The 13,268-nt window shown below is 47.9% G+C and carries 10 protein-coding genes; 3 read left to right on the plus strand and 7 right to left on the minus strand.

The window, feature by feature from the left end; translation table 11 throughout:
* Window positions 1–19: 19 nt before the first annotated feature.
* Together CVT49_09025 and CVT49_09030 are read right to left on the minus strand one after the other, a co-directional pair.
* Window positions 20–1,558: a hypothetical protein gene (locus CVT49_09025; GenBank protein PKK83334.1), complete on the minus strand. Its 1,539-nt coding sequence runs from the start codon at window positions 1,556–1,558 to the stop codon at window positions 20–22.
* Between the two features lie 5 nt (window positions 1,559–1,563).
* A complete protein-coding gene (locus tag CVT49_09030) occupies window positions 1,564–2,430 on the minus strand; it encodes a hypothetical protein (GenBank protein PKK83335.1) in 867 nt (288 codons plus the stop codon).
* Between the two features lie 117 nt (window positions 2,431–2,547).
* On the opposite strand from CVT49_09030, the gene CVT49_09035 reads away from it, so the two are divergent.
* Window positions 2,548–3,027, plus strand: coding sequence for a hypothetical protein (locus CVT49_09035; protein PKK83336.1), 480 nt, complete (start codon window positions 2,548–2,550; stop codon window positions 3,025–3,027).
* Window positions 3,028–3,072: 45 nt separating this feature from the next.
* Here the strand turns inward: CVT49_09035 and CVT49_09040 are convergent, their stop codons facing one another.
* Window positions 3,073–5,838: a hypothetical protein gene (locus tag CVT49_09040; GenBank protein PKK83337.1), complete on the minus strand. Its 2,766-nt coding sequence runs from the start codon at window positions 5,836–5,838 to the stop codon at window positions 3,073–3,075.
* Between the two features lie 162 nt (window positions 5,839–6,000).
* Here CVT49_09040 and CVT49_09045 point away from each other — a divergent pair, with 162 nt between their 5' ends.
* Entirely contained in the window at window positions 6,001–6,264 is a 264-nt protein-coding gene (locus CVT49_09045; protein PKK83338.1) for a hypothetical protein, read from the plus strand.
* Window positions 6,265–6,267: 3 nt separating this feature from the next.
* Here the strand turns inward: CVT49_09045 and CVT49_09050 are convergent, their stop codons facing one another.
* From CVT49_09050 to CVT49_09065, 4 genes are all read right to left on the minus strand, one after another.
* Window positions 6,268–8,208, minus strand: a complete 1,941-nt coding sequence (locus CVT49_09050; protein ID PKK83339.1) for a hypothetical protein — start codon at window positions 8,206–8,208, stop codon at window positions 6,268–6,270.
* The gene (locus CVT49_09055; protein PKK83340.1) at window positions 8,105–11,521 is read right to left on the minus strand and encodes a hypothetical protein; all 3,417 of its coding nucleotides are present in this window, start codon (window positions 11,519–11,521) and stop codon (window positions 8,105–8,107) included. The genes CVT49_09050 and CVT49_09055 overlap by 104 nt, the downstream gene beginning before the upstream one ends.
* A gap of 13 nt (window positions 11,522–11,534) precedes the next feature.
* A complete protein-coding gene (locus CVT49_09060) occupies window positions 11,535–12,203 on the minus strand; it encodes a hypothetical protein (GenBank protein PKK83341.1) in 669 nt (222 codons plus the stop codon).
* Window positions 12,204–12,503: 300 nt separating this feature from the next.
* A complete protein-coding gene (locus CVT49_09065) occupies window positions 12,504–12,893 on the minus strand; it encodes a hypothetical protein (GenBank protein ID PKK83342.1) in 390 nt (129 codons plus the stop codon).
* Between the two features lie 136 nt (window positions 12,894–13,029).
* Here CVT49_09065 and CVT49_09070 point away from each other — a divergent pair, with 136 nt between their 5' ends.
* Window positions 13,030–13,266 carry a hypothetical protein gene (locus CVT49_09070; protein ID PKK83343.1) on the plus strand — a complete coding sequence of 79 codons (237 nt, stop codon included), beginning with the start codon at window positions 13,030–13,032 and terminating at the stop codon, window positions 13,264–13,266.
* Window positions 13,267–13,268 lie beyond the last annotated feature (2 nt).

The following is a 13,268-nucleotide window of genomic DNA, read 5'->3' on the forward strand; positions in this document are numbered from 1 at the left end:
ATAAAACCATCGCAAAAAATCAACCGCCTTCACGCGGTGGAGTATTAATTATCTCTTTTTTATAGACCCGGGCTTCATTGAGGTGATTGTGCTTCGGATTCATGAAATGCAATACGGCATCTATCAAAGAGGGAGTGGAATGAAAAACCGGCTCGATCGAGCCGAAATACTTCGTCAGCGAGTCGGCATGAACCGAAGCGCTGTCATCGGAAAAGATGATAAAGTAATTGGCGCTTTCATATACCGGAGAATCATTTTTCCGAAGTGACAAATCCTGCCATCGGTCGATATTAATATAATCGGGCCGTTTAAATCCGGCATAACTAATTGCTGTATAACGCCGGCGCTCGATTCGATCGATAATTATGGAGTCGACATCATCTTGCCGGGAAAGATATACAAAGGGTTCAACCATCCCCTTATGCGCATAATTGAAGGTGAAAAGGGGCAGGATGGCCAGATTAACCGCCACGGCAAAGCCGGCCGAATATTTGAATATTTTTCGCAGTACCGAAGCCGGGTTGCTGTTTTCGAACCAGACATATATTCCAATCATGCCAAGCATTACCATCAGCGGGAAAATCGGAATCATAAACCGCTCTTCCTTATGCCGGATCAGGCTGTGAATAACAAAAAATGTGGCGGCTGATGAGAATAAAATCAGATTATTCATTATCACTTTTTTCCGGAAAATATTGAAAACAAAGAACAGCGAAAAAGGCGGAACAAGAATCGCCAGAATCAATCCGGCGAACATGTAGATCGGTTGAGGCAATGGCGGACTTTTTGTCACATATAAGAATGAATTAAAAATATTATAAGTCGAGCGGCCGAAGGTGCCCAGATAAACCGCGTCCAGGCTGGCTCCGAAAATGGCAATCAAACAAAATCCGGTACAGAAATAAAAGGCGGGCCGGAGCTTTTTGGTAAGAAACCAGATCGCAAACGGAATTGGAATTACGGCCAGTCCTGTATTGAAGCGGATCAGCCAGCTCAGGGCGCCAAGAATTCCGGCAAGGATCAGAAAACGGCTGTTTTTCTCAATGGCGCCGCGGTAAGAAAAATAGACACATGGCACCAGAAGATCGGCCGAGACGACCTCGACCAGATTTCGGACGCTCAGATACGGCATGAGAAAATGCGCTGAGACAATCAGCCCGGTAATCAGGGCATAATTCGTGCTTTTGGTGACAAGGAGGACATACTTGTAGCCGTAATAAACCATCAATAACGAAAGCAGGGTATGCATCAGCCGAACCAGATACATCATCGCGTCGAGGTTGTAAATCCCCAGCCAGGTCATGACGGTCATGATACTGTAGTTGAAAAGAGTGTACAGCGGGGAACGGCCGACATCGGTTCCCTTCATGGCATTCCAGTTTAGATATCCTTCATCCGACAATAGGCTGGTCTGGACGGCATTATAAGCTATCTGCACCGTCTCGAAATGATCGTCGTTGGCCATGAATCCTTTGGAAAAAACGACCGAGCCAAGCCGTAAGGTCAGAGCCAGCAGCATACAGAAAAGAAGTGGATGTTTTCGAATTATTTTGAGCAACTTTTTTACTTCCTTACAACCATAATTACGCCGCCAATGATAAGAAGCGAGCCGATGATTGTAAAGAAATTAAAAGTCTCGAAACGAACCAGATAACCCAGGGCGAAGGCCACAAATGGTGTGATAAATGCTATTTGGGCGACTTTAATTGCCTCGATTTTTTTCAAAAGCCAGTAATATCCCAGAAAGGCAATAATGGATCCGAAGACAGCCAGATACAACAGCGCGGAAATAGAGTTAGTGGTAATCTTGAAGGAACTGATCGGCTCAAAAATAAGAGCCATAATGACAATCAAAACTGCGCCGGCCAGCATCTGAAGTTCAACCAGAAGAGCTATCGGATATTCGCGGAGATAGGCGCGGATATATACGGTGCCGAAAGATGCTACGGCGGCCCCCAGAATTGCCAGAAAAACACCCATAGTCACAAAGCTTGATTGCGCCAGCGAATCATAAAAAACGAGAAAAATACCCAAAAAGCCGATCATTAGGCCGACCCATCCGATCGGCTTGAGCCGCTCCTCCTTAAGCATAAACAGTGAAAATCCGGCCACAAAAAAAGGAAAGCTGGCAAATAGAAAGGCGGTCAATGAAGAACTGATATAAACTTCCGCACGATAAACCAGCATATAACTGAAACCGTACATGAAAAACCCGGGCAGCGCCACTTTGAATATCTCTCCGAAGCCTTTCGGATATTGGATATTACGGAACCGATTGATAATGAACATCAGGCCGCCTGCAATGACGAATCTCAGGCCCGATGACCAGAAGGGGGGCGAGTCTTCAAGTCCGATTTTGATAGCCAGCCAGGTTGAGCCCCAGATAAGGCATAGAACGGTATAGATGAAATAGGTCATATCGTCACTCAATAAATCCGGTTATATGGAAAAGTCAACCTTAATTATCCGAGAATATATAAATAAAGTACTTGACAATACTGTATACTACGTTATACTATGTAATAGTATTAACAAGGATGATATAATATGGAAAACAATATGATTTCTGACCAGGACCCGGTCATCCGGTTTTTTACCACGGCCGAGGTGGCCGAAATTCTGAAAATGAATGTTCAGGTAATCGCCCGCAAACTTCAGCAGGGCGAAATACCCGGCTACAAAATAGGTAAAGACTGGCGGATTGCCGAAAAGGATTTATGGAGTTGGCTGGAGAAGCATTCCAACCAGAACCAGCCGAGTCCCGCGGAAAAGGTCATTGCAAATTTTATCAAGAACGGGCGGTTTCGAACATTGCCGGCGCAACGAAAAAAACGCAATTATATTCTGGAATATATTCTTCGTCAATTCGAATTCAACCGGGTTTATAACGAGCCGGAAATCAACGCGAAGATTATGGAATTCCATGATGATTTTTGCACCGTCAGGCGGGAATTCATCATGGAAAAAATGATGACGCGGTCTCAGGGGAAATATCAGCGCAACAAGAGTTATATCTTCATCGGTTGATAAATAAAAAGGCGGCGGATATTTAATCCGCCGCCATCGTTTTGTTTACCAGTCCTCGCTTTCCGGCGGGGGCGGTTCCCCGGGGCGGTCAAGCTGCAGAACCTGTCGAACCAGCGGATCATTCCGATTATTCTTATAATCAGCATGCAATTGAGTCGCCCGGACAAGATCGGTATATCGTTTGGACTCAATCAATGTTCCGGCCAGTTTACGATAGGCCGGGCCGCTGCTCTGATTAATATTGAACGCATCCCAGAGGAGCGTCAAGGCTTCATCATTTTTACCCTGGTAAAACTTAAGTAATCCCAGGTCGCCGACATAGAACTGGCTTTGCGGGTCCTTGCTGATCAGTTCGGTCACAATCGGCTCAAAGCTGGCAAGGACACTGTCGGCTTTGGCGGTATCCCCTATTTCCTTCAGGTAATCATGATAGGTGACATAGGACTGCAAAAACTCGGGATATTTCTCAATTATAAATGAGAGCATGTCGAAGGCCCGGTCGCGCTGCTCGGTCTTCCAGAACTCACTGGCCAGACGGATGGCATTAAAGCCGAGTGCCAGCATGACCCCGGTAGCGTTTTCATCACGATAAATATTGGGATTATCCAGCCCGTCGTAGCGATAGACTTCTTCATAAAGCCGGTAGCCTTCCTCGGCATTGATGTTTCGATCATATTTGGCAGTATCAAGCTTGTATAATAAACCGGTGGTGACGGCGATATCGCGAAGTTTCAGGGGTGATTCGGAGTATGGTTCGGATGAGAAGTAAATCGGATATTTCCACCTGTTTTCGATGACCACGTCATCGACCATCATGTCCTGAAGTTTCCAAATTCGGCCCTCAAAAGGCGCCGGAATAAGATAGGTTCTTCGCTTTCGCGGCCGATCGACAAAAGTGGATTCCGGCCGTCTGATCGTGCGCCCCTGATACTCATAGTCATTCCACACTATCTGGTTGTCGGACAGCGAGATCGGCACACCGTACTGATTTTTCATCTGGGCCACGTACCAGTCGGTGTTAAAAAGAGAGAGATTGACCACCCGGACATCCTTGCGGACTCCATAAACTTCCTGCAGGCACCAGAGCGGAAAGGTATCATTATCTCCCGAAGTGAATAATATGGCATCTTTCTCACAGGTATTCAGCATATTCTCGGCATAAATCTGCGGGTAATAATGTTTTGAGCGGTCGTTTTCGAAGTAGTTTCGGCCCAATGCGAACATCGGCAGAAGCAACGTCAATGACATGGCCATCATAACGGGGCGATGCAGACCGGAGCTGAGGGTTCTTTTTCTGACAATATCCAGCAATGCGGCGGCACCAAGTCCGAGCGCCAGGCCGAAATATGCAAACCCGGGAGTGAAGAAATAATCACGATTGCGGACCTCCAGATAGGCGTCCCCGGTTTGGGCATTATACATGATTCCGTCGGCAAAATTCATGTATAGAACCAGGCCAACGGTCCCCAGCAGAAGCAAGATAAGAAAAGGCAATCCTATTTGAGCCCGCTTCCGTGAGGCATAATATACTCCAAACAGGCCGAGCAGAAATACCAGCAGGAAAATCGGCCTGAAACCGTACTGGGTCTCAAAATAACTCCAGAAGCCCATATGCGGATGGCGGCCGAACTGGTGAGCCCAGGTCCCCCGCCGCTGGAAAGACCTTTCCACCATCAACTGGCTGCCATACTGCTTGCGGTCAAGATAATTAATAAACGGCTGATTTTGGGTCTTGTCGAAAAAGGCCCACGGAGCCAGGCTGAAATTTCGCGAAGGATTGTTTTCATCGATTCGTGGATTCAATCCGGACCGAATCGGGATAAAGAGATGCAGCGAAAAGCCGGTGACCGCGATCAGGATAATAGCCAGACCGGTTTTCCAGTCGAGTTTTTTGGCAGCCGAAGCTATAATCAGCATCGCTATAATACCGGCAATTAATCCAAACTTGAAGGCTGTAAAGCTGACCATGACCATCGCAAAAGCGGCAATGCCGATAAGAACCGGCCAGTTGATATACTTATAAACCAGAAAAACGGCCAGCAGGAGAAAAATCACCGTGGCAAAAATAAAGGCCTGGAAGCCGCTATTCATATTGGAAAAGGCAATCATGCCGAGCAATTCGACCACAAACAGGGCGCACAGGGTAATCCATGCCTTGACCGGGGCATCCTTCTTAAGAATAAAAAAGATCGCCGCAACGGGCATTATCAGAAAAGTGGTCAGATGGACGCCGACGCCCAGCATGCCCAGATAGCAGGCAATAATAATGAGTTTGGTTCCCCTGGCCGTCCCCTGAACATTATAATAAATAAGCATCAGCCACAAAATCATGGTCATGATCATCATGGCCAGCCCATAGACCTCGGCCTCGACCGCATTGGCCCAATAAGTGGTTGCAAAAGCCATAAATAAAGAGCCGATAAAACCGCCCATATAAGGGATGTATTTGCTCCAGCCCGATATTTCGGAGTCGTCATACCAATATCTGATTATTCTGACGACAACCAGGTATCCGAATAGAACAGCGGCCGCCGATGAAACAATCGAAAGAATATTAATTCTGAAACAAATATCGGAGGTAATCGGAAGAATCGAGAAAATTCTTCCAATCATAATAAACAGCGGCGACCCCGGGGGATGGGGAATGCCCAGAATGTATGAACTGGCAATAAATTCGCCGCAATCCCAGTATGAGAAAGTCGGCGCCATGGTCAAACGATAGATTATCAGCGTAAACAGGAAGACAAACGCCCCGATATACGCATTGGTTTTATCAAAGCCTTTTTCGACGGGATCTATTCTGGTCTCCAAAAGAACCTCCTAAAGCTCGCTTATCCAACACCCGATAATTAAATTAATCATATAGTTTTACAACATTGATAAATATTGGGTCAAATATAATTATTAATGAGCAATTCACAACCAAAATTTATACCCGTTTTGTCGCAAACGGTTTAAAAATCAGGAGGATTTATGTTTATTTGGTGCGCCATAATGTTTTTCCTGGGCATAGCGGCCTTCATGGACTCCCTGTTCAATTACGGTGAGATTTTCCGACAGATTAATTCTGTTCTGTTTTTGCTTATTTCTCTGGGCGTACTCATAAGGACGACTATCAAAATGAAGGCTGCAAAAATGGAAAACTATGAAAGTAGGATAGAAAACCTCGAAATGCAGCTTCGGGCCATGAAATCGGAAATACAGCGTGAAACCGAATTGGAAGAGGCCGAATACTAAGAACTAGCTGGCCTGCTTTGTTTTCTCGATTTTTTGCAGCGCCTCCCTTACCTCGCCGATAAAGGGATAACTGCCATAGTTCTGCAATAAATCCCGGTAAATTTCCGCGGCCTCGTCCACCCGGACGAGGTCCGCCGCCAAAATATCGCCTTTTAATTTAAGCGTATATGGAAAAAAGTAATCGCCGGCATAATTGGCGGCCATTTTGTCAATTACCGTCAGGGCCGCCGTGGTATCGTGATACTGACAATAATGTTCGGCCAGACGAAGCATGGTCAGCCCGGTCAGCGATGATTGCCCCATGTTAATTATTTGGTTGAAACGGGCCACCACCGAATCCGGCATCAGTCGGGCATCGAAGTAGATGGCGTCGGTATAAAGATCGAGGGCGCCCGGCGATGAGGCCTGGGCCTCACGGATAATCAGACTGTTTATCAAGGCGTCATTAGTAAAATAGCCGCGCGAGAAATCGTTTATAATTTTACGGAAAGCCAGATCGGCTTCTCCGAATTGTTTCTTATAGAACAAAATCATGGCCAGATTATAGGAAATCAGCTCACGGCGCTCCTCGGCATCGCCGTCGATTAAAAGACGCGAATAAGCCGTTGCGGCGGAATCAAGCTGGTCATAGATGACATACAATTTGGCTATTTCGAGCCATGATGAAAAGCGGACGGGGCTGAAATTATAGGCGGCAGCGGAATCATAATAGATGCGCGCGGTATCATATTCCATGAGATTGTATCTATAGGCATTAGCGATGGCCAGAATGGCCATGGCCCGATCGCGGGTCAGCGGATATTGTCCGATGATTTTACGATAGACCTCGATGGCGTCACGAACTCTTCCGACACCAATCAGAGCTTCTCCATAATGAAACCGGTATTGAGAAATTTCGTTCTTGGGAAAGTCCTGCGTGTCGATATATTCGGCCATTTTTATGACCTGTTCGTACAATTTTCGCAGGTAGCAATTTCTCAAATATCCATAGAGTTCACGGCCCTTGGTTTCGGACAGCGAATCAAGTTTCACGCTGACGTTGAAAGCATCCCCGTATCGGTCTGAACGGATATATGCCTCCTGCAAGACTTTAAGAATATAGGTATTGTTCGGCAGCGAATCGAGGAGATGGTCCAGCGCCCGAATTACTTCATCGGTCGCGCCGGGATAGCGGATTAAAGCAGCCAGTTTTCGGTCGGCCTCCGTTCTTAGCAGAGAATCCAGACCGACGGCGCCATAATATTCCATGGCGGCATTATAGTACTCGCCTTTATTTTCAAAAAGTGAGGCTCGTTCGAGTGCAAACAACGAATTATTGGAAAATTCCCTGCGGCCGTTTTCGATCATTTGCAGGGCTTTGTCGTTAAAGCCATATTCGATCAGCTTTGTGATAATGGCTCGATACATGTCCGGATTTCCGGGAAATTTGCCCAGCATATTGCCGATTTGCAGGCTGATGGTGGAATCGACGCCGGATTTCAGGTAAAGATCAAGAAGGCGCATATGATAAGGATACTCGAAAGGAAACCGCTCGAGTATTCTTTGCAGCAAAAGTTCCGCCTTGGAGTAGGCCTTCAATTCGAAATAACAATTCAGCAGAAGATTGACTGTCTCGCGGTTTTCCGGGTCGGCCGCATAAAGATCTTCAAGAAGGCCGGCGGCACTGATAAAAGCGCCACGCGACATTAACTGCCGCGGCAGGGTCAGATCATCATCCACCAGGGCGGTATCGGGCCGTTCCTTTTCCATAATTATCCGCGGTGCTACTCTATTCTGATCGGACTGACCATAAACCGCTCCGGCTTCGGCAAGAATTAACAGAATTATGACGGAGATGATCTTATTCATTTTCCATTGCCGGTGGGGGTGACTGATAAACCGATTCCAGGAGCGCCTTGAAATATGCCTTAATATGCTGTTCATATTCCTGGGGATAGCTTTCATTGAGGAACTGCCGCAGGCGGTCCTCGATATTCAGCCCGCCCTGCAAATTATTTCCGGAAAGAGCCCCCGGCGACGATCTCAGAACATCAAGCCCGACCGAGGCCTTGCGCTGTTCCGTAAAGTCTTTTCTTTGCATGGTCCTGGTGGCATCGAGCATGCGTGAATATATTTTGAGCTGTCGGTCAAGGGTTTCCTGTCCGACTTCGCCGTTACTGAGCTGGTCCACCACTTTTTCCATATCCTGGGCGACGGCATCGAGCCGCCCCAGAACTTCGCGGCTGCTGCCGAATTCCTTTTCCAGCTCGGACAGTGATTTTTGAATGGCGCCCTGCTCGGCAGCCAGGCGCTTAAGAGCCTCCTCCCCGCCGGGGCTCATATTATTCGGGTTATTGCACTGTGATTGCGTTTGCATATTCAATTGCTGTTGCTGCATGCACAGCGATTCCATCTTTTGTGATGGCTTGTCGCAGCTGCCGCCCTTATTGCACTGACTCTGCTGTTCCAGGGCGTCCAGCATGTTCAGCGCCGCCCGGTTAAGGCTCCAGAGAGCCTCACGCTGATAGCCGAGGGCATCATTGCTGCGCCGGTCGGAAAGCTTGTCTATGGCCAGATCAAGATTATTCATGGCATAGTTGGCCAAACCATGCAGGTTGGCCGCGAGAAACGGGGATTCCTTGCCAAGTTCTTCGATGCGTTTTGACAGGCCGGTAACCGACTCCCTGACTATCTGCTGCTCCCCGGCCAGATCGCGGAGGACATCCGAACCGCTGCGAATCTCGCCGGTTCGGTTAATCAGATCCTCCTCGTTATTGGAGAGGTAGTTGATATCATCGATAGCATCGCGCATCTTCTGGGCCACTTCCGCTCCGCCCCCCTTGCACATTTTGGCCTGACCCTGCTGAAGCTGATCGAGCAGACTCAGGAGCTTTGACAGCGCCTGCTCTCCTTGCTTGAGTGAGGTCTCTTTGTCCTTTTCGGACATACTGCTTATCATATTTTCCATATTTTGGGCGGCATCATTGGATTCAACCGCTTTGCAGAATTTGTCGGCCTCCTCAGCCATCTTGTAGGCGGTTTCTTTCAACATATCGCGAAGTTTCTGGGCCTCATTCTTCAAGCCGTCCATGCCATCCCTGACTTTTTGCTCCGACGGGGTCAGCGACGGCAATTTTTCCGGGTTCGAATCGGTTGTATTTTCATTCACCTTGGTCTGCTTTTCGGCCAGTTCACGGGTCATCTCGGTCATGGCGTCGATTTTCTGCTCGATCTGCATTTTTTTCAGGAGGGCGATGGTCCGATCAAGGCGGCGCATCATCTCTTCCTGCGACATCTGATAATCCTTAAGCGCCTGGTTCAACATATCCTTGTCCATCTGCTTGAGCGCTTCAAGAAGTTTAAGGCGCGCCTCCCGCATTTCCGGAGTCGCAATCTCCTCGAACAGCTTCTGTATTTCGGCCAGCTTTTCCAGCAGTTCGCGGCCGGCAAACCGGCTCTCCTGCATCTTATCGATCAGGTTATTCATCTTGTCGGCGGTCTGCTCCAACTGGCGCGAGATATCCTCTTCCTTCTCGGCTATATCCTGCAGCTCCTTCTGATGCTGCCAGGACAGCTTATTATCGGAATTGGCTTTTTCCTGCTCGAGTTTGCGCGCAATGCTCTTCATCCTTTCCGACAGATCCTTTTGCTGTTTCAGGTATTCCTCGGTCTTATCGACATTCTGGTTGTACTCTGCCTCGGTCTGGGCAATGATTTCCTCGAGCGAAGGGAGCCGCGCAATATAAATCCTCGAGCTGGTGATTTTGGGCCCGCTGACCGCATCATTGTCGGCCAGGTCGAAATGGTACTCGATGTAGTCGGACGGCATCAGGCGAAGCGGCTCGATATCCCAGTTGAAATTGATCTCGCCTTCGGTCTTTATTCTGTCTGAAAAATTAAGCACCGCCACATTTTCTTCGCCGCGGCGGCCGTCGGAGACGATATCGTATTTCAGAACCAGCGACGAAAAACCGTAATCATCGGAAATCCTCAGAAGAATCGGTACCATCATTTCTTCATTGAGATTGATATCCACTCCGGGGCGAACCACCTCGATAACCGGATATTCATCAGGTATCGCGGTTATGTGATACTCGATCGGGTCGGGGTTTTCCTCGCCCTGTTTGTCAACCAGGTGAATCAGGTAGCTTCGGTCGCGGTCGATACGGAACGACTGCTCGGCGGTCTGCCCGCTTATTTCGAATTTCGAACGGGAAGAATCTTCAAATATCAGTTCGGCGATATCGACCCCCGTATTGGTCTCGATCTTCATATTGACGCGGGTTCCGACCACCGCCGACATCGAACCATCGTTTTCGTCGATCACGGTCGGCGCCAGGCCGGTATATCCGGGATAAAACAACGACAATTTTATTCCGGTAACGCGCGGACGATCAACCACGTCGATATGAGCGACCGGCGTCTGCTCCCGGCCCGCCTCGACATAATAATCAAGCGAGCGGCGGACCTGCTTCAGGGTCGTAACAAACAGCAGAGAATCGCCTATGGCAGTCCGGATCCCGGCGCGCCCGGTCAGGTCGATCTCCGATTTCTGCCAGATGCCTTCGCTGAATTTATAATATACGGTTGCCTTATCGGGGAATTTTTCGCCTGTCAAAACACCGCCCAGGTCAACATCACGATATTTAATGGCTATCTGAGATCCGGGATAAGCCTTCAGTTTATATCCCAGCGGCTGCGTTACCAATTCGGTCGGCCGTGAATACACTTTGTATGAGTAGGAGAAAAATCCGGGGAATACCACCAGCAGGGCAACCGCCAGCGCCGCCATTCCGGCAAAGGTTCGAAAATTGCGCCAGACCGGGTAACCGGAAACAACCGAGCCGAAATTCAGACTGCGGGCATTCTCGGCCGCCTGAACCAGCGTGGCTTCGATAAGATCATTTGAGTAGTAGCGGCGGTCTTCCTCGGCAAAAACGGAAAACTGAATGGCCGCGATCAGCCGCCCCTTCAATTGCGGAAATTTTTTCTCGAGCCTGACCGCAATGGACTCTACCGAACCGGAAAACAACCGGGATAGGGCCAGTTTCCAGAAAATATAAACCGAGGCCAGACCGGACATAACCAGCAGGCCGACTTTGAGCCAGACCGGCAGAATGATAATGCCGGCCATAAGTGACAGAAGAATCGATACTACCAGCAGCGCCGTTATAGTCCCCAGCAGTCCAGCGGAGAACAGAATCAGCTTTTCCTTCAACAGAACCGATTTGATTCTTCCGACCAGGACCGTAATTTTGTCATTATGATTCATTGCCATTATTTGCCCCGCTTTAGTTGGTCATAGCATATACGAGAATATTCATGCCCATTTTCAGGGCCGCTTCCCTTTTTTCGGGAGGATCATTGTGCACCTGAGAATCTTCCCAGCCGTCACCGATATCGGATTCAAGTAGGTAGTAAAGCACCACCCGCCCGTCGATTACAATGCCATACCCGCGAGCCGGTTTATTGTCATGCTCATGAATTTTCGGCGGGCCGTTGGGAAAATCATAGTAACTGTGATAAATCGGGTGGTCGAAGGGAAGCTCGACCAGTTCCCGCTCAGGAAACAGTTTTGATATTTCCTGGCGAAGGCTCTTTTCCATGCCGTAAGAATCATTTATAAAAAGAAAGCCGCCATTGGCCAGATAGGTTCGAAGCCGTTCTTTTTCATCTTCTGAAAATTTCATAATGCCGTGCCCCGTGGCGAACAGGAACGGGTAGCGAAAGAGATTGTCATCCATAATCTGCACGACTTTTTCATTAGTGTCCACCGGGAAATTGCTGTTTTCCCGGATAAAGTGAAGAAAATTCGGTATGGACGAGCTGCCCCAGTACCAGTCACCGCCGCCGCTGTAATGAAGTCTGGCCACCGATACCGCCGACGGGAAAACCGGTTCGTTAAGGCTTCGGTTCGGGGCGGCTGTCCGCGACAACAATCCTTCCATGGTCTGCGCCATGGAAAAACCGCCTGATAACAATAATATTGTTGCTACCAAAAGGGCAGGTATGCGGGATTTAATCATAATCATTACCCAATTTATAATAATATACTACTTTAATCGGGTGTTGGCTGAAAAAATGTTTATAAAATCCTCAATTACATGCAAAAAAATACCTCTCGGCTAACAAGTAGTCGAGAGGTGGGAGGGATTATGTCTAAGGATACTGAAAATATATACGGTTTTTGCACCTTGTCAAGAAAAATCAAGACGGCCTGATATTTCGCGGAAGCCTGTCAGGCGGGCATTTCCGGCCGTTTAAAAGGAAAATCTCAGCCCGAATTGGTTAACCGGCCTGTTTTCAAAAGTGGAAATAATACGCTGATAATTAACCGAAAAATTATACCCGACCGGTTTTACCAGCGATAATTCGATATAATGATCCCATGTTTCGGAGGACATATCCCAGTTAAAATCACCGGTGAATTCGAAGTTGAATTCGGTCCAGACCTTTATGGTGTTGATGGCGACTATTTGCAGAGTCTCCCCGCGGTCGGCGCCGTCATCATCGACATTTTTATAAAGTGAGACCTCATTGGTGATGGGCATAATTCCAAACACCTGCCCCTCGACGGCAGGAAGTGAATGCGCCGCGGTGGCGAATAATAATGACTTGAAAATAATGATTGCAAAGATGAGCTTCCGCATTATTGACTCCATATCTCTTAATTATTTCAAAAAAAAGAACTATCCCGAGAAAACCAATAAAAGGCATTATCGGAGTAAAATCAATAACTTCTCTAAGGGCTTGTAAATATGCAATTATTGAGTTAACTTTCAGTCGATGAAAAAAGCATTTTCCAAAATCCTGCAAAACTGGAAACGATTTGCGCATTTTATCGGCAGGGTTAACACCGGGATCATTTTATTTTTATTCTATTTCCTGATTTTTGTCCCTTTCGGGCTGATCCTGAAATTGTTTGGCTATGATCCGCTCAGAAAAAAGATTAAAAGCGATAGTAACTGGCAGGATGTCAAAATCGGCGAGTTCGACCCTGACCGGACCTCGCATCAAAGCTGATT

It is taken from the genome of candidate division Zixibacteria bacterium HGW-Zixibacteria-1 (assembly GCA_002838945.1).
Taxonomy (GTDB): Bacteria; Zixibacteria; MSB-5A5; order GN15; family PGXB01; genus PGXB01.